Annotated in this window: 20 protein-coding genes; 13 read left to right on the forward strand and 7 right to left on the reverse strand. The window is 35.0% G+C overall.

Translation table 11 applies throughout. The features are described from left to right. Positions 1-153: 153 nt before the first annotated feature. The 4 genes from recQ (at position 154) to F6U93_RS11625 (ending at position 4,661) form a co-directional block, all read left to right on the forward strand. Complete coding sequence (gene recQ / locus F6U93_RS11610; protein WP_150939987.1) at positions 154-2,358, forward strand: DNA helicase RecQ; 2,205 nt, start codon at positions 154-156, stop codon at positions 2,356-2,358. Positions 2,359-2,490: 132 nt separating this feature from the next. Next, entirely contained in the window at positions 2,491-3,423 is a 933-nt protein-coding gene (locus F6U93_RS11615) for a peptidylprolyl isomerase (protein WP_150939989.1), read from the forward strand. A gap of 204 nt (positions 3,424-3,627) precedes the next feature. Beyond that, a complete protein-coding gene (locus F6U93_RS11620) occupies positions 3,628-4,170 on the forward strand; it encodes a YfiT family bacillithiol transferase (protein WP_150939991.1) in 543 nt (180 codons plus the stop codon). Positions 4,171-4,175: 5 nt separating this feature from the next. Beyond that, a complete protein-coding gene (locus tag F6U93_RS11625) occupies positions 4,176-4,661 on the forward strand; it encodes a GNAT family N-acetyltransferase (RefSeq protein WP_150939992.1) in 486 nt (161 codons plus the stop codon). Here F6U93_RS11625 and F6U93_RS11630 read toward each other — a convergent pair. Then, entirely contained in the window at positions 4,658-5,215 is a 558-nt protein-coding gene (locus F6U93_RS11630; RefSeq protein WP_150939994.1) for a thioredoxin family protein, read from the reverse strand. The two genes, F6U93_RS11625 and F6U93_RS11630, sit on opposite strands and share 4 nt — an antisense overlap. Before the next feature lie 47 nt (positions 5,216-5,262). Here F6U93_RS11630 and F6U93_RS11635 point away from each other — a divergent pair, with 47 nt between their 5' ends. Next, on the forward strand, positions 5,263-5,598 hold the full coding sequence (locus F6U93_RS11635; protein WP_150939996.1) for a tRNA-binding protein: 336 nt from the start codon (positions 5,263-5,265) through the stop codon (positions 5,596-5,598). 52 nt (positions 5,599-5,650) lie between these two features. Then, the gene (locus F6U93_RS11640) at positions 5,651-6,682 is read left to right on the forward strand and encodes a lysophospholipid acyltransferase family protein (RefSeq protein WP_150939997.1); all 1,032 of its coding nucleotides are present in this window, start codon (positions 5,651-5,653) and stop codon (positions 6,680-6,682) included. A gap of 184 nt (positions 6,683-6,866) precedes the next feature. On the opposite strand, the gene F6U93_RS11645 is transcribed toward F6U93_RS11640, so the two are convergent. Further along, complete coding sequence (locus F6U93_RS11645) at positions 6,867-7,250, reverse strand: PUR family DNA/RNA-binding protein (protein ID WP_150939999.1); 384 nt, start codon at positions 7,248-7,250, stop codon at positions 6,867-6,869. Positions 7,251-7,404: 154 nt separating this feature from the next. Further along, positions 7,405-9,168 (reverse strand): ABC transporter ATP-binding protein, encoded by a 1,764-nt coding sequence (locus F6U93_RS11650; protein ID WP_150940001.1) that lies wholly within the window; start codon positions 9,166-9,168, stop codon positions 7,405-7,407. A 237-nt stretch (positions 9,169-9,405) separates the two neighbouring features. Here F6U93_RS11650 and nusB point away from each other — a divergent pair, with 237 nt between their 5' ends. The 7 genes from nusB (at position 9,406) to proB (ending at position 13,885) form a co-directional block, all read left to right on the forward strand. Beyond that, positions 9,406-10,317, forward strand: a complete 912-nt coding sequence (gene nusB, locus F6U93_RS11655) for a transcription antitermination factor NusB (protein ID WP_191963514.1) — start codon at positions 9,406-9,408, stop codon at positions 10,315-10,317. A gap of 98 nt (positions 10,318-10,415) precedes the next feature. Then, positions 10,416-10,874, forward strand: coding sequence for a DUF1573 domain-containing protein (locus F6U93_RS11660; RefSeq protein WP_150940005.1), 459 nt, complete (start codon positions 10,416-10,418; stop codon positions 10,872-10,874). A 32-nt stretch (positions 10,875-10,906) separates the two neighbouring features. Beyond that, positions 10,907-11,197 carry a preprotein translocase subunit YajC gene (gene yajC, locus F6U93_RS11665; protein WP_150940006.1) on the forward strand — a complete coding sequence of 97 codons (291 nt, stop codon included), beginning with the start codon at positions 10,907-10,909 and terminating at the stop codon, positions 11,195-11,197. 380 nt (positions 11,198-11,577) lie between these two features. Then, complete coding sequence (locus F6U93_RS11670) at positions 11,578-12,015, forward strand: GNAT family N-acetyltransferase (protein ID WP_225312684.1); 438 nt, start codon at positions 11,578-11,580, stop codon at positions 12,013-12,015. Positions 12,016-12,050: 35 nt separating this feature from the next. Continuing rightward, positions 12,051-12,242 carry a hypothetical protein gene (locus tag F6U93_RS11675; RefSeq protein WP_150940009.1) on the forward strand — a complete coding sequence of 64 codons (192 nt, stop codon included), beginning with the start codon at positions 12,051-12,053 and terminating at the stop codon, positions 12,240-12,242. Between the two features lie 61 nt (positions 12,243-12,303). Continuing rightward, positions 12,304-13,110, forward strand: coding sequence for a pyrroline-5-carboxylate reductase (gene proC / locus F6U93_RS11680; protein WP_150940011.1), 807 nt, complete (start codon positions 12,304-12,306; stop codon positions 13,108-13,110). 4 nt (positions 13,111-13,114) lie between these two features. After that, positions 13,115-13,885: a glutamate 5-kinase gene (gene proB, locus F6U93_RS11685; protein ID WP_150940013.1), complete on the forward strand. Its 771-nt coding sequence runs from the start codon at positions 13,115-13,117 to the stop codon at positions 13,883-13,885. Between the two features lie 82 nt (positions 13,886-13,967). On the opposite strand, the gene cysK is transcribed toward proB, so the two are convergent. The 4 genes from cysK to pepT all read right to left on the reverse strand — a co-directional run bounded on the left by cysK (position 13,968) and on the right by pepT (position 17,322). Beyond that, entirely contained in the window at positions 13,968-14,876 is a 909-nt protein-coding gene (cysK, locus tag F6U93_RS11690; RefSeq protein ID WP_150940015.1) for a cysteine synthase A, read from the reverse strand. A gap of 29 nt (positions 14,877-14,905) precedes the next feature. Further along, positions 14,906-15,505 (reverse strand): YdeI/OmpD-associated family protein, encoded by a 600-nt coding sequence (locus tag F6U93_RS11695; RefSeq protein WP_150940017.1) that lies wholly within the window; start codon positions 15,503-15,505, stop codon positions 14,906-14,908. Between the two features lie 6 nt (positions 15,506-15,511). Then, positions 15,512-16,021, reverse strand: coding sequence for a serine protease inhibitor ecotin (gene eco / locus F6U93_RS11700; protein ID WP_150940020.1), 510 nt, complete (start codon positions 16,019-16,021; stop codon positions 15,512-15,514). A 62-nt stretch (positions 16,022-16,083) separates the two neighbouring features. Beyond that, a complete protein-coding gene (gene pepT, locus F6U93_RS11705) occupies positions 16,084-17,322 on the reverse strand; it encodes a peptidase T (RefSeq protein ID WP_150940022.1) in 1,239 nt (412 codons plus the stop codon). Between the last annotated feature and the right edge of the window lie 83 nt (positions 17,323-17,405).

Consider the following 17,405-nt stretch of genomic DNA (forward strand, 5'->3'; position numbering starts at 1 on the left):
AATAATCAGAATTGAATTTTAAATGTAATTTGAATTTTCGTTACAAAACTAACGAAAAAATAAATGAGGGATCTTTAATTACATTAAATTATTAGTTCTTTGATTTTGGTTATTTTATTAAGAAGAAGCAAGTAAAATAATTATTTTAAATTGATGTCAATAGCAAAAAACGACTTACATGCAGCTTTAAAAAAGTATTTTGGATTTAATCAATTCAAAGGACTACAAGAAGGAGTTGTAGAAAGTATATTATCAGGGCAACACACTTTTGTGATCATGCCAACTGGTGGCGGTAAATCTTTATGTTACCAATTACCAGCATTAATGCAAGAAGGTACAGCCATTGTGGTTTCCCCCTTAATTGCTTTAATGAAAAATCAAGTAGACGCCATTCGCGGTGTTTCTAAAGAAAATGGTATAGCCCATGTTTTAAACTCTTCACTGAATAAAACAGAAATTAAACAGGTTAAAGAAGATATTACCAACGGGGTAACCAAGTTGTTATATGTAGCACCAGAATCCTTAACCAAGGAGGAAAATGTTGAGTTTCTAAGATCTGTGAAAATTTCATTCATGGCCATTGATGAGGCCCACTGTATTAGTGAGTGGGGCCATGATTTTAGACCAGAATATAGAAATTTACGTCATATCATTAAACGTATAGGCGATAATATTCCAATTATTGGTTTAACTGCAACCGCGACACCAAAAGTTCAAGAAGATATTATAAAAAACTTAGGGATTCATGATGCTAAAACGTTTAAAGCATCCTTTAATAGACCTAATTTATACTACGAGGTTCGGCCAAAAACTAAAGATGTTGACGCCGATATCATTCGATTTATCAAACAAAACGATGGGAAATCTGGTATTGTTTACTGTTTAAGTAGAAAACGTGTTGAAGAATTGGCACAAGTTTTACAAGTAAACGGAATCAATGCTGTGCCTTATCATGCGGGGTTAGATGCTAAAACACGCTCTAGTCATCAAGATAAATTCCTTATGGAAGATGTTGATGTGGTTGTAGCTACCATTGCCTTTGGTATGGGTATCGATAAACCCGATGTGCGTTTTGTCATCCACCATGATATTCCAAAAAGTATTGAAAGTTACTACCAGGAAACAGGTCGTGCAGGTAGAGACGGTGGTGAAGGCCATTGTTTGGCTTTTTACGCGTACAAAGACATTGAAAAACTAGAAAAATTCATGTCAGGTAAACCCGTTGCCGAACAGGAAATAGGGCATGCATTACTGCAGGAGGTTGTCGCTTTCGCGGAAACATCCATTTCGCGTAGAAAATTTATTCTTCATTATTTTGGGGAAGACTTTGATAATGCCACCGGTGAAGGTGGTGATATGGATGATAACGTAAGACATCCTAAAAAGAAAACCGAAGCTCAAACGGAAGTTAAATTATTGCTTGAAGTGATTCGTGATACGAACGCCAAGTATAAATCTAAAGATTTAGTAAATGTTATTGTAGGGCAGGAAAATGCCTTGATTAACTCTCATAAAAGTAACGAGCAGCCTTTTTTTGGTACGGGTAAAAACCATGATAAGAAATATTGGATGGCCCTTCTAAGACAAACCTTAGTGGCTGGTTATCTTAAAAAAGACATTGAAACTTACGGCGTGATTAAACTCACAGATGCTGGTCGAGATTTTATTGAAAACCCAGTATCCTTCTTAATGACCGAAGATCATATTTTTGAAGGTGCACAAGAAGATGGAACTGTGATTACTGCTCAAAAAACAGGAGGAGCCGTTTCTGATGCCGCATTAATGAGTTTACTTAAAGATTTACGTAAAAAGAATGCTAAGAAATTAGGCGTGCCACCTTTTGTGATTTTTCAAGACCCATCCTTAGAAGATATGGCTTTAAAATACCCAATTACCTTAGCAGAATTGGCTAATGTACACGGTGTTGGTGAAGGTAAGGCCAAAAAATACGGTAAAAGTTTTATTGAACTGATTGCAACATATGTTGATGAAAATGATATCACACGCCCTGATGATTTGGTAGTGAAATCTACGGGAAGTAACTCGGTTAATAAATTATACATCATTCAAAATATTGATAGAAAACTGCCTCTTGATGACATCGCTGCGGCTAAAGGCTTAAGCATGGAAGAGTTTATTAAAGAAATGGAGGCGATTGTGTACTCTGGTACCAAATTGAATATCGATTATTGGATTGATGATATTTTAGACGAAGACCAACAGGAAGAGATTCACGACTATTTCATGGAATCAGAATCTGATAATATTACCGAAGCTATTGATGAGTTTGATGGCGATTATGATGATGAAGAGTTGAGGTTGTATCGGATTAAGTTTATAAGTGAGGTAGCGAATTGAGGAGTTCAGGAGTTTAGGAGGTAAGTAGTAAAGGAGTTAAGTAGAGGAAGTGCTACGCTTAAAAAAAAGCTTTACTAAATTTATTAATCTTATTGCAATCACTATCTTTGTGCTTTCTTAAAAAATAGAACAATGCAAGACGGATTATACGCAAAATTTAATACTACAAAAGGAGAAATTTTAGTTGCTTTAGAATTTCAAAAAACACCTGGTACAGTTGGTAACTTTGTGGCTTTAGCTGAAGGGAATTTAGAAAATTCTGCTAAGCCTCAAGGCACAAAATACTACGATGGTTTAAAATTCCACAGAGTTATTCCTGATTTTATGATTCAAGGTGGTTGTCCTCAAGGGACTGGTTCTGGAAACCCAGGCTACCAATTTGATGACGAATTTCACCCAGATTTAAAACATGATGGTCCTGGAGTTTTATCTATGGCTAACGCTGGTCCTGGTACAAACGGGAGTCAGTTTTTTATCACCCACGTTGAAACGTCTTGGTTAGATAATAAGCACACTGTTTTTGGTAAAGTTTTAGAAGGACAAGATGTTGTTGATGCTATTGCTCAAGGTGATAAAATTGATTCATTAGAAATTATTCGTGTTGGTGCTGAAGCCGAAGCGTTTAATGCTGTTGAAGCTTTTAGAACTTTTGAAGGTTCTAGAGAAAAACGTATTGCTGAAGCTAAGGCTGCTGCCGAAGCTGAATTGGATAAAATAGCTGCTGGTTTTAGTAAAACTGATAGTGGTTTACGCTACCAAATCATTCAAAAAGGTGAAGGGGCTAAAGCTGAAAAAGGTAAAACCGTTTCTGTACACTATAAAGGGCAGTTATCTGATGGTACTGTTTTTGATTCGTCATACAAGCGTAACGCACCAATTGATTTTCCATTAGGAATGGGACAAGTTATCGCTGGATGGGATGAAGGTATCCAATTATTAAGTATTGGTGATAAAGCACGTTTTGTGATCCCTAGTCACTTAGGATACGGAAGTAGAGGTGCTGGAGGGGTTATACCTGCAGATGCTACTTTAGTTTTTGATGTAGAATTAATGGACGTGAAATAATCGTTTAAATTATAATTTTATAAAGGCTGTTTAAATGTAACTTTAAACAGCCTTTTTTGTTTTTTATGAATTTCTATTTGCGTAATTTTCAGATGTAATACCAATTATGATTTAAAAGGCGCCCTAAATAGTTTGAAATATGAGTTTAATAGAAACAAATTATAGGGCTCATTTTAGGTTATAATTGGTATATAATCAATGCCTATGACCGACGAAACACTTGAGAAATTAAAATATCCAATCGGACATTTTGAATGTCCTGAAAACATTTCAGAAGAAAGTATTAAGAATTGGATTTCTGTTTTAGAAGAATTTCCAAATCGTTTAGAAAAACTAGTAAGCGGTTTAAATGATGACCAATTGGATACCGTATATAGACCAGGTGGGTGGACCATTAGACAGGTTGTTCATCATATTTCTGATAGTCATCATCACAGTTATACACGGTTTAAATGGGCGCTTACAGAAGACACACCTGTGATAAAAGCGTATTTTGAAGACCGCTGGGCTGAGCTTGTAGATTCTAAATCAGCTCCTATAGAAATGTCTCTGCATCATATCAAGGCTATTCATTTTAAATTGGTATACTTATTGAGAACCTTGTCTATAGCAGATTTAAACAAAAGTTTCATTCATCCTGAAACAAACAGTGAAGTGAAGCTTAATTATCAAATAAGTAATTATGCCTGGCATAGTAATCACCACTATGCACACATTGAAAATACTATAAATCGAAAAAGATTATAATTAAAATGATAAGATCCCTCAAAAAAAAAGACACCCAAGCGGTGTTAGATATTTATAATTATTATGTTTTAAATTCTGTGGCTACTTTTGATATTGATGCGTTAACTTTAGAAGCGTTTCAAATCAAAATAGAGCAAATTTATAAAGATTATCCCTTTATAGTTTTTGAAGAAAACAACGAAATTTTAGGCTATGCTTACGGAAGTCGGTTTCGTCCAAAGGCAGCTTACAACGATGTGGTAGAATCTACAGTTTATGTGAAGCATGATGCCCAAGGCAAGGCTATTGGAACCAAGCTATATGCAGAACTCATTGCCCAATTCATTGAGCGTGATTTTCATACGGTTTTAGGGGTGCTTACCATTCCTAACGATTCAAGCATTAAACTTCATGAGAAATTTGGCTTCGAAAAAGTAGCTCACCTAAAAGAAGTGGGTTATAAATTTGATACTTGGCAGCATGTTGGAATTTGGCAATTAAAGCTTAACTAAGATTTCCATTTAATACTACAACCTATACTTGGTTTTTGTGTCGTGGTATTTTCTTTAGCGTCTATCAAACAATCTAGAGCTTGTCTTAAATCATGACCAGTAACGGGTTTACCGTTTCCAGGTCTAGAGTCGTCTAGTTGTCCGCGATAGGTCAATTTTAAATCCCCATCAAACAAGTAAAAATCTGGTGTGCAAGCGGCATCATAGGCTTTTGCAACACTTTGGCTTTCATCGTAAAGATAGGGGAAGGGGTAGTTTTCGTTCTTTGCGTGTAAGATCATTTTCTCCGGACCATCCTGCGGGTATTTAACAGCATCATTACTTGAAATGGCGATAAATCCGATGCCTTTTTCCGCGTAAGCGTTTGCTAGTGCTACGATTTCCTTGTTGATATGAATCACAAACGGACAATGGTTACAAATAAACATGATAACGGTGCCTCGGTCTCCTTTTAAATCATTTAAGTTTAAGTTTTTTTGACTTATGGTATCAAGAAGTTCAAAATAAGGAGCTGTGGTTCCTAAGGGAAGCATATTTGATGGAGTATCTGCCATAATAATAAAGTTTGCTCAAATTTCGTGAATAATTGTATTTTTAAAAAATGAAAGACTTAATAACTTTTGAAGATTTTACAAAAGTAGATTTACGCGTAGGCACTATTATAGAAGTGCATGATTTTCCAGAAGCTAGAAATCCAGCTTATCAATTATATATTGATTTTGGGTCATTAGGGGTTAAAAAAACATCAGCTCAAATTACCACGCTTTATAAAAAAGATGATTTAATTGACAAGCAGGTGGTTGCTGTGGTTAATTTCCCGAAGAAACAAATAGCAAATTTCATGAGTGAATGTTTGCTAATAGGTGCTGTGAATGCTAAAGATGTAGTACTTTTGAACCCTGAAACTAAAGTGAAAAACGGAACAGCTGTAAGTTAATATGAAAACCAGACTGTTTTTGTAAGCGTTATTAATATAAGAAATAAGATCGTTGAAATATATTTTTTTAAGTATTGTAAGAGGTTATATGAAATTAGGAATGTTTTTCTATTTCAAAAAAATCACTGTTTACAATCAGGAGCGTATGCCAAAGGATAAATCTGTCCTTATATTAAGTAATCATCAAAATGGATTGGTAGATCCGTTGTTAATCGCAGTGACCTGCAAGCGCTTCTTTCACTTTCTAACCCGTGCAGGGGTGTTTAAAAAACCAGCATTAGCAAAATTGTTTCATGTGTTTCAAATGCTACCCGTTTATCGTATTCGTGATGGCTGGGGGAATCTCACAAACAACAATGCTATATTTGAAAAATGCACAAAGCTGTTAAGCCAAGATGAGGCTGTGGTAATATTTCCTGAAGGTGGTCATGATTTAAAGCGAACCATTCGTCCGCTAAGCAAAGGCTTTACAAGAATTGTTTTAGACACCTTAAAAAAGCACCCTGAAACCGATTTACAATTGCTTCCTGTAGGTTTAAATTATGAAGACCCCTTAATGTTTCCAGATAGCGTGTCTATTTTTTATGGAGAGCCCATAAAGGCTAGAGCTATTTGTACCGGAGAAAGAAATCAGGATTTGGTACATTTAAAATCTAGAGTTCAAGCGGAATTATCTGAGCTCACAACGGTGGTGCCACTTGAAACATACAGCGAATCTCTTAGTAAACTTGAAGCTTTAAATGTTGATTATCTTAAACCTCAGGCCGTAAATACCTGTATCAAAAATAATTTTCAATCTCCAGTACCAAAACCTAAAGAAACGTTTGTGGGATTGAAAAAGCTGTTCAGAAGGCTGTTAATTATTAACTATATCATGCCTTATTTGGTTTGGAAGCGTTACGCCCAACCAAAAATTAAGGAGCTAGAGTTTGTGGCGACCTTTAGATTTGCGGTTACCATAGTTTTGGGGCCACTTTGGTTATTGCTTACAGCTTTAATTCTTGGGTTGTGTTTTGGTTGGTTGTTGGCCTTGATCTATGTGGCGCTTAGTTTAACCGTGGTATTGTTGGCTGTAAAATTTTAAATTATAGTATAAAACAGAGCCCTTTAAAAAGTAAATTTACTATCGTCGGAACTTGATACAGATCGACAGAATGTGTGGTTATAAGTATGATGAGATTCTGAATCAAGTTCAGAATGACAAACTATAGCATAAAAAAACCGCTAAACTTAAGCTTAACGGTTTATAATTTTATATTCCTTTAATTTTAGATATCATCAAAACTAATATCGGTAAAGCTATCAGGTGTTTTTAATTCATCTTCAGTAACACGACTTGTAGGGTCGTATTCTTTTTTGAAGTCTTTTTGGTGACGCTCGCTAATAACTTCATCACCTTTTTCTTTAATGATATAATTGGTCATTTCAGCTAAAATCTCTTTAAATTCTGAAAAATCTTCCTTGTAGATATAAATTTTATGTTTTTTGTAATGAAATGATCCGTCGTCATTTGTGAACTTCTTACTTTCTGTGATTGTTAAGTAGTAATCATCTGCTTTAGTAGCTCTTACATCAAAAAAATAAGTGCGTCTTCCTGCTCTTAAAACTTTTGAAAATATTTCCTCTTTCTCCATCATACCGTTATTATTCATAGTTCTATTAAAATTTATTTATCATCATAATAATATCAAAAATCTAAAAAAAACAGTTACTAAACAACAAATTTTGAGCTTTCTTTTTGAAATGTCAGGTTTCGTTGCATATAATTAAAAAAAAGGACTTTTGTTGTTGTTTTAGTGTAAAGATTTACAGTGAGTTAGAGCTGTCCTCGCTAAGTTGTTTTAAATAAAGTTCTTTGTAATACCCCTCTTTATTGATGAGATTATTGTGTGTGCCTTCTTGTACAATTTCACCAGCATCTAGAACGATAATTTTATCGGCATTTTGGGCTGAAGAAATACGGTGACTTACAATGATACTCGTTCTGTCTGTAGAGAGTTTATTGATGTTTTTTAATATTTTTTCTTCCGTTTCTGTATCTACAGCAGACAAACAATCGTCAAATAACAATATTTTAGGTGATTTTATAATCGCTCTCGCAATGGAAACGCGCTGTTTTTGTCCGCCAGAAAGCGTAATCCCACGCTCTCCTAAAACGGTATCATAACCTTTATTGAATTTCATGATGTTTTTGTGAACTTGCGCATTTTTAGCAGCTTCAATCACATCGTCATCAGTGGCTTCTTGATTTCCAAATTTGATATTCGTTTTGATGCTATCGGAAAATAAAAAAGCATCCTGTGGCACGTAGCCGATATTGTTTCTTAAATCATTTAAGTTAAGCTGATTGATTTCAGTGTCGCCAACTAAAATAGAACCCTTGTCAATATCATAAAGGCGACCAACCAAATCTAAAATGGTTGATTTTCCAGAACCTGTTTTTCCTAAAATGGCTAATGTTTCACCAGCTTGAATTGAAAAACTGATGCCTTTTAAGGCCTGTATATTGGTGTCGTCATAAGTGAAATAGACATCTTTAAAGGTAATGCCTCCAGTAATTTCGGTGTGACTTGATACATCGTTTTTAATTTCAGGAACCGTTTTTAAAAACTCATTGATACGTTTCTGAGAAGCTTCAGCCTGTTGTACAATAGACGTTACCCAACCTACAGTTGCTACCGGCCAGGTGAGCATGTTAACATATATAATGAATTCGGCAATAGTCCCAATGCTTTCTATTTCCCCATCAATATATTGCATCCCACCTATATAGATAACGAGTAAGTTGCTCACGCCAATAAGTAAAACCATCATAGGGAAAAACCAAGCTTGCACTTTGGTGAGGTCTATTTGCTTATCTTTACTTTCCTTAGCTAAAATGTTGAAATTTTGAGCGGTTTGTGGCTCCATACCATAAGCCTTAATAACTGAAATACCACTAAAAGATTCCTGCGTAAAAGTAGAGAGTTTTGATAAATACTCCTGAACTATGGTGCTGCGTTTGTGTATTTCTTTACTCAGTTTATAGATGATAACTGATAAAATAGGTAAAGGTAAAATGGTGTAAAGGGTCAATTTAGGCGAAGCATTAAACATATAAATAATCACGATCACAAAAAGCGCGATGGTGTTGATGCTATACATTATGGCTGGACCAGCATACATACGAACACGGCCAACATCTTCGGTAATACGGTTCATTAAATCACCTGTTCTATTTTTTTTATAGAAGTTTAAGGAGAGTTTTTGGTATTGCTCGTAAATTTCATTTTTTAAATCGTACTCGATATAACGTGAAACGTTAATGATGGTTTGCCTCATGAAAAAAGTAAGGATACCACCAATTATTGCGGCGCCAATAATGTATAAAATGGCTTCGGTTAAATCGGCTTTAATTGCAGCCTCGGTAACACCACCTTTGAGGTAGTTTTCAATAATTACGAAAATTTGCTTGACATATCGTGGTGTAAAAAGCAGAAAAATTCTAGCAATTATGGTAATTACAATACCAGTAAGGAGGTGGGTTTTATATTTTAAGAAGTATTTATTTAGGTGTTGTAATTCTTTCATTCAATGTTTAAAATAGTAGGGCAAATATAGGGTATAAAAGATAATTAATACGGGCTCGCTTTTATGTGAATTGTTAAATAATCTTAACGCTATTTTCTCATAATAAAACCTATAATACTGTATTTGTTTTTAAATATAGTGTTATTTTTGCGGCGTGAAAACAATGAAACACTTCATCTTTTTTAATTAAAGTTCTTTGTAATGATGTTAAGCAGAAGACATATCCGCGTAAAAGTAATGCAAACCATGTATGCATTTAAAGGTAGTGAAAGTGATGATTTTAGTAAAGATCAGAAGTTTTTAGTCTACAGTATTGAAAATATGTACAATTTGTACCTTTTAATCATCTCTTTATTGATTGAAGTGCAAAAGCGAGCTGAAAGCGATTTACAGAAGAAACAAAACAAACACCTTGCAACCAAGGAAGATAAAGACCCGAATAGAAAGTTTGTAAACAACGAGCTTCTCAAACTTTTAAAAGACAACATTCAATTAGAAGATGAGATTAAGGGTAATGCCCATATCAACTGGGAATTAGATAGTGAGTATGTTGATGTTATTTTTAAGGCCATTACTTCAAGCGAGTTGTATGCCGAATACATGAAAACACGCGTTTCAGATTTTAAAGAAGACCGAAGTTTTATAGTCGATGTTTTTAAAGACATTATTGCACCTAACGAAAAGCTTTACGAGTATATAGAAGATAAAAACTTAACCTGGTTAGACGATTTACCAACGGTAAACACCACCATTTTAAAGTTACTTAGAAAAGCGAAGCTCACATCTCCTGAAAAGCACTTTACACCAAAATTATATAAGGATATTGAAGATAAGCAGTTTGCTGTAACATTGTTTAAGAAAACCTTGTTGAATCGTTCGGCCATTAATAAAGAGATTGAGCAAAAAACAAAAAACTGGGATGCCGATCGTATCGCAAACGTTGATTACGTGCTTTTACAAATGGCTATTTCTGAAATTAAAAATTTTCCGTCAATTCCTGTGAAAGTGACCATGAATGAGTATTTAGAAATTTCTAAAGAATATTCTACACCTAAAAGTAGCATCTTTATTAATGGTATATTAGATAAACTGGTAAAGGAGTATGAAGCTGAAGGGAACTTAAATAAAATTGGACGCGGATTGATGTAATCTGTTCCTGTTAAGAACTGTTAAGAAAATTGCAAAAATTTTTAAAAGCTTAAAATATTACTATTTTTACACACCAAAACTATAAAAAAGAAGGATTTATGAAAAAAGTTATTTTAGGGTTAACCACCTTATGTTTAGTTGCATTTACGTCTTGTAAGGATAACGCAGCAGCGAAAATAGAAGAAACAAATGTAACGGCAGCGGCTGAACGTGACGCAAATGCTTCAAACTTCCCAGTATTAGAATTTGATAAGAAAGAGCATGATTTTGGTGAAATAGTAGCTAAAACACCTGTAGAAACTGTGTTTAATTACACGAATACTGGTGATGCACCTTTGGTGATTACTGATATTAAAAGTTCTTGTGGATGTACAGTACCTCAAAATTGGAGTAGAGAGCCATTAGCGCCAGGGGCCAGTGGAAAATTCACAGTAAAGTTTAACGGTAGTGGATCTAATAAAGTAACAAAATCGATTACGGTTACAGCGAATACTGAAAAAGGTACAGAAGTAGTTAGAATTACTGCATTTGTAAAGCCAGAAGCTGCGAAAAGTTAATTAACAGCTTAACAAGCTAAAACTATAAATAAATGAGTGAAGGTTTAGGCAGTATGTTGCCATTTGTATTAATGTTTGTTGTTGTGTATTTCTTTATGATTGCACCACAAATGAAACGTGCCAAGAAAGAAAAGAAATTTGCAGCCGAGTTAAAACGTGGTGATAAAGTAATCACGAAAAGTGGTTTACACGCTAAGGTTTTAGAATTGAATGATAAAGACCATACCTGTGTGTTAGAAACCTTGTCTGGAAAATTGAAATTCGATAAATCGGCCATTTCAATGGAATTAAGTACAAAACTTAACGCTCCAGAAAAAAAATAATCATTTCTATAAATGATTGATAAAGCTCCCAATTTGGGGGCTTTTTTTTGTTTAGTATTTTTCTTGTTAAAATATCTTAACGTTTCAAATTTGCTTATGGGGCTATATTTACGTAAATTTGGCTAATGAGTAAAGGAATAAATGAAAAAAATTGCAGAATATTTAACTTCAACTTTCTAGTTTTTAGAAACCAGTCTGACAAATTTATTCCACCTTCTCGTTAGCGCTTCGATCCTTATCAAATTTATTTTAAACCCTTACCTTTTAAATAATCCGTACGAGCTTTTGATGGTTATTTAATAGGTAAATTTTATTTTAAATAGCCTCTTGTTCTGTCTAATACATACAAGTAACACTTTTTTATGTCCGAAATCATGTCAATGACCATAAAAACATTTGATGCCTTTACGAGGTTGTCAATTAACGATATTAACCGTACAGCGAATTTTATATATGCGAATTCTGGTGAATTTAGAGATTCTAAAAGCGCCATAAGGAAATCGTTGTTATATGCGGCTAAGGAAATTGCAGGGTTAGGTGGTTTTGTATTTTTAATGGAGCATAAAACTGAAATTGTAGGGGCAGTAGTTGTGAATAAAACGGGGATGAACGAGTATTTGTCAGAAAATATTTTGGTGTATATTGCTGTCAAAGAAGAATTTGCAGACCAAGGCATTGCTTCAGAATTGATTAAACACACCAAATCGTATTGCCGAGGGGCCATTGCGATACATATTAATAAAAACAACCCAATGATTAAGCTTTTTGAAAATGAAGGGTTTGAGGCCAGAAACATTGAAATGCGATTAACCAGATAATAACAGTTAATTGTAATACATTTAAAACAGAAAACATGAAAATTTTATATATTAAACGTCAAACACAATACGAAAAACGATACAGCATTAAAATGGGGCAATTAATCACGAAAGTCACTTCAATTAAGAAGTACCTTTTTGGTTTGCCTGTTCAAACACTTCGAACGAATAAGGAGACTTATTATAAAGAGGTGAAAGATAAAAATAATGCTATGCTATTTGTATAACTGACAAATGATAATTGAAACACAACAATCTATTAACCAAATAAAATAAGTTAAAAAACACATGAAAGTACTAGTAATCGGAGCCGGAAATATGGGATTAACCTATGCCGAGGGCATGTCGAAGTCCAAACTTCTAGAAGGAAATAACATTATGGTTCTTGATAACAGCGAAGAAAAGCTGAAAGAACTTGACGAAATTCCATATTTTGACGCCTATAGAGACTTAAAAGAATGTGTGCCATCGGCAGATGTTATATTTATAGCCGTAAAGCCATTTCACGCCGAAAGCGTATTTGAAAATATTAAGCCTTATACCAACAAAAATCAAATTATAGTATCTGTTATGGCAGGTGTCACTATAGGGGCTATGCAAAAAATGTCTGGTTTAGATAAAGTGGTAAGAGCTATGCCTAATTTACCAGCACAAATTGGAAAAGGATTAACGTCTTTTGTGGCTTCTGCCGAAGTATCGAAAGATGAAGCTTCAGCAGTAGAAACCTTGTTAAGTACTACAGGGAAATCACTTGAGGTATCCAATGAAAATTTTATTGATGCTTCAACAGGTATTTCTGGAAGCGGACCAGCATACGTTTTCTTTTTTATGGAAAGTATGATGAAAGCTGCTGCAGAAATGGGCTTTTCAAAAGAAGACGGAACAACATTAGTAACACAAACTTTTGCCGGTGCCGTTGAGCTTTTTAGTCAATCTGATATCACACCAAGAGAGTGGATGGATCGTGTAGCCTCTAAAGGAGGAACAACAAGAGCAGCATTGAATTCTTTGGAAGACAATAAAGTAGATGTGTTAATTAGGGATGCTGCTTATGCTGCATTTAATCGTGCAATTGAATTAGGAGAAGAACATTAATAAGATGTATAAGGAAAGAGTAGTAATTAAGGTTGGTACCAATGTGATGACCAACAAGGATAACAGAATTGTTAGACCAGTACTAAGAAATTTAGTAAGACAAATAGCCGAACTTTATGATAGAGATGTCATGGTGATTTTAGTTTCTTCAGGATCTGTAATCGCAGGTAAAGAAGTTCTAGGTAAGGCTAAAATTAAAAATAAAGCACAACGCCGTCAGGTGTATTCTTCAATAGGACAACCAAGAATGATGCGTTTGTATTATAATATCTTTTATGATTATGGCATGAAATGTGCTCAGGTATTGCCTACCAAGCGTGATTTTTCACCAGGGGTACACCGTGAGAACATGATTAACTGCGTGGAAGGTTTAATGCAAGAAGGCGTTATTCCAATCGCTAATGAAGATGATGCTGTTTCAGTGAGAAACTCTATGTTCTCTGATAATGATGAATTGGCAAGTTTAATTGCGCAACTGATTCAAGCAGATAAGCTGATTATTTTAACAGATATTGATGGACTTTACTCAGGGCATCCAGAATCTAAAGACAGTAACTTAATTTCTAATGTTGACCCAGAAGATGATTTAGGGCGCTTTATTAAAAGTAGTAACAAAGCTGAAGGTGAAGGCCGAGGTGGTATGGGGTCTAAACTAGACTATGCACAGGCTGCTGCTGCCAAAAATATACCAACCTATATTGCTAATGGTACAAACCCAAATACCATTATCGATATTATAGATGGAAAAGATGTAGGTACTAAAGTATCTCTATAAATAAAGTAGACACTATTTATGTTGTCTAAAATCAAAAAAGCTTCCTGTTTGAGGAAGCTTTTTTAATTTATAAACACAGGTTTTACAGCAAACTTTCTATAGAAAGGTAGCGCTCACCGGTGTCGTAATTCATGGTTAAAACCACATCGTCTTCTTTGAAGTTAGTTAACTGTTTTCTAACAGCTGCTAAAGAAGCTCCGGTAGAAATTCCAACGAGAATTCCTTCTTTTTTAGCAATGTTTTTAACTTCCGCGAAAGCTTCTTCTTTAGTGATTCTAACTGCGCCATCAATCGCTTCTTTGTTAAATACTTCAGGAAAAAAACCTGGCCCGATACCTTGCAAAGGGTGTGGTCCTGGCTCGCCACCAGAAATGATTGGTGAATCATCAGGCTCAACAGCTAGAACTTTTAAGTCGGCATATTTTTCTTTTAAGACTTCTGAAATTCCAGTAATATGACCACCAGTTCCAACACCAGTGATGAAATAATCTAAACCATCAGGGAAATCTTTAGAAATTTCTAAAGCCGTTGTTTTTCTGTGAATTTCAGGGTTTGATGGATTGGTAAATTGTGAAGGCATCCACGCATTTTTTGTAGTTTCAAGTAGTTCATTAGCCTTGGCAATGGTACCACCTAAGCCTTCTTCCTTTGGTGTTAAAACTAAATTAGCGCCGTAAGCCGCCATTAAGGCACGTCTTTCAACTGACATAGATTCTGGCATCACCAAAGTAAGTTGGTAGCCTTTTATAGCACAAACCATGGCTAAACCTACACCTGTGTTTCCAGAAGTAGGCTCAATAATTTGTGTGTCTTTGCTTAAAATGTTTTTCTTTTCTGCATCTTCAATCATTGATAAAGCAATTCTATCTTTGATACTTCCTCCTGGGTTTGCCTTTTCGAGTTTCATCCAAACATTAGCCTCTGGAAAGAGCTTGATTAATCTAACCACAGGCGTGTCGCCTATGTTTTCTAATATGTTATTGATTTTCATGATATGATATATTTGTTAATTCCTTATGGTTAACAGTTTTTGTACTTGTCGTGTAAGCCAACGCCTTTTAAAATCAACGGTTTTATTTTCTCTAATCGCGATTGTTTGGTGGCTTCACGCTTCGCTGAACTAATATGTTCACAGTATTCTCGTTGTTTATAAGGTGTTAAAGCTTGAAAACTTGAATTTAATTCGGAGCTAGAATCAAAAGCTAATTGGAATTCATTTGGAATCAAAAGCTCTTTTTTAACACGCTTTGTCTTTACAATATTACCAAGTTCTTCATTTAGAAAGGCTTCTCTGATATAAGCTAATACTTGAACTTTGTTAATAGCTTCAAGGGAATCAAAACGCATCTGCCGAAGGGCTTTTGTTTTTCCTTCCTGTACGTTAACTAATAAATTATACTTGTCTTTTAACGTTGCGCCGTTATAGAACCAAATACAAAAATGATTTTTAAACGCTGCTATAGATAAAACGTTCTTACCGTTTAAGGTGTAGGTGGGTGCATTCCATTTTATGGTTTCAGTGAGATTTGTGGATAAAACAATATCACGTAAAAGCTCCAAAGCTTCGCGATAAGAACTATGATTATCTATATACTCATCTACGGAATGTACCTTTTCCATTTTAATTTATTTTACAGTAGCTGTTTGTTCTGTATTGTTTCTCGACCAAATCTTATATCGTACTTCATAACCTTTAGGGGTGTAAACCACAATAGGTAATTTGCTGTTATACCTTGCAATTTCACCTGTTGATTTTACAAAGGCTTCGTATTTGGTGTTATCTGGACACATACGTTTGGTGCTTGCAATTTGTCCGTTGGTTTCAAAATTGTAGTAAGAATAGCCCCAACCAGATACATTTTCTGATTTAAAAGCACCGGAAAGCATACTTTGATTACAATCGATTTCAGCCATTTTTCCAACATAAAGCTCGACTTTATAAGCATAGTCATCTTCTGTTTTTGGAAGCTCTATGATGTGTCTAAGTTGATCATCATTAGCTTGTGGGTACATACTAATGTCGTGGGTTACTGTTTCAGTTTTAGACATGCTGCCTTCGTTTTTATTTGTTGTGTTTTGCGCTTTACAGCTAGAAACCAATAAGACTGCGGAAAGCATTAAAATATGAATTTTCATAATTTTTGTTTTTATAGAATGCCAAGCATCCTCGGTTAAAGGTGTTTTTAGTTTTACAAGAACTATTCCTTTATGGCTGTAAGCTCTGCGATTTTACAAATCACCTCGGTGGCTTTAATCATGCTTTCCACAGGAACATACTCGTAACGCCCATGAAAATTATGTCCGCCAGCAAATATATTCGGACAAGGTAAGCCCATATAACTCAGTTGCGCACCATCGGTGCCACCACGAATGGCTTTAACGATAGGGGTTACGTTCACTTGTTTCATAGCTTCTTCAGCAATATCAACAATATGCATTACAGGTTCAATTTTCTCAAGCATGTTAAAGTACTGGTCTTTGATTTCGGTAGAAATCACTTCATAACCGTACTGCGAATTAAGTTCGTTGGTAAGTTTTATCATCACTTCTTTACGGGCTTCAAAATGTCCGCGGTCATGGTCACGAATAATATATTCAAGTACAGTTTCTTCAACTTCACCTTTCATATTATGTAAATGGAAAAAACCTTGGTAACCTTCGGTATGTTCTGGGGTTTCCATTCTTGGTAAGGAATTGATGAATTCCGTAGCAATATACATCGAGTTTATAAGCTTACCTTTAGCATAACCAGGGTGTACAATTTTTCCTTTTACGGTGACTACAGCCCCTGCAGCATTGAAGTTTTCATATTCTAGTTCCCCAATTTGACTTCCATCCATGGTGTAAGCCCAATCGGCACCAAATTTTTTAACATCAAACTTATGAGCGCCTCTACCAATTTCTTCATCTGGTGTAAAACCGATTTTAATGGTGCCATGTTTAATTTCAGGATGATTGATAAGGTATTCCATGGACGAAACGATTTCACAAATACCAGCCTTATCATCGGCACCTAAAAGCGTCGTGCCGTCGGTTGTGATTAATGTTTGGCCCACGTATTGGTTTAAATCTTCAAAATATTCTGGGGATAACACGATGTTTTCAGCTTCATTTAAAACGATGTCTTTACCGTCATATTCTTCTATAATTTGAGGGTTTACGTTAGCGCCTGTAAAATCTGGAGAGGTATCAAAATGTGATACAAAGCCAATCGTTGGAACCTCATGGTCAACATTACTAGGAAGGGTCGCCACGATATAGGCGTTCTCGTCGATACTCACATCAGATAGGCCTATGGCTTTTAATTCTTCAACCAATTTATTGGCTAAATCCCATTGTTTTTTGGTGCTCGGTGTGGTGTTTGAGGTTGGGTCAGATTCGGTGTCAACGGTTACATAACTCACAAATCGCTTTATGATGTGTTCTTTTGCTATCATTCTAAAAAAATATTAATCAAATTAAGATTTAAACCCTTTGACTTTTAAGAGTTTATTTGTTTTTGGATTTATCTTCTAAATTA

The sequence above is a fragment of the Pseudotamlana haliotis genome (assembly GCF_008806375.1).
Classification (GTDB): Bacteria; Bacteroidota; Bacteroidia; order Flavobacteriales; family Flavobacteriaceae; genus Pseudotamlana; species Pseudotamlana haliotis.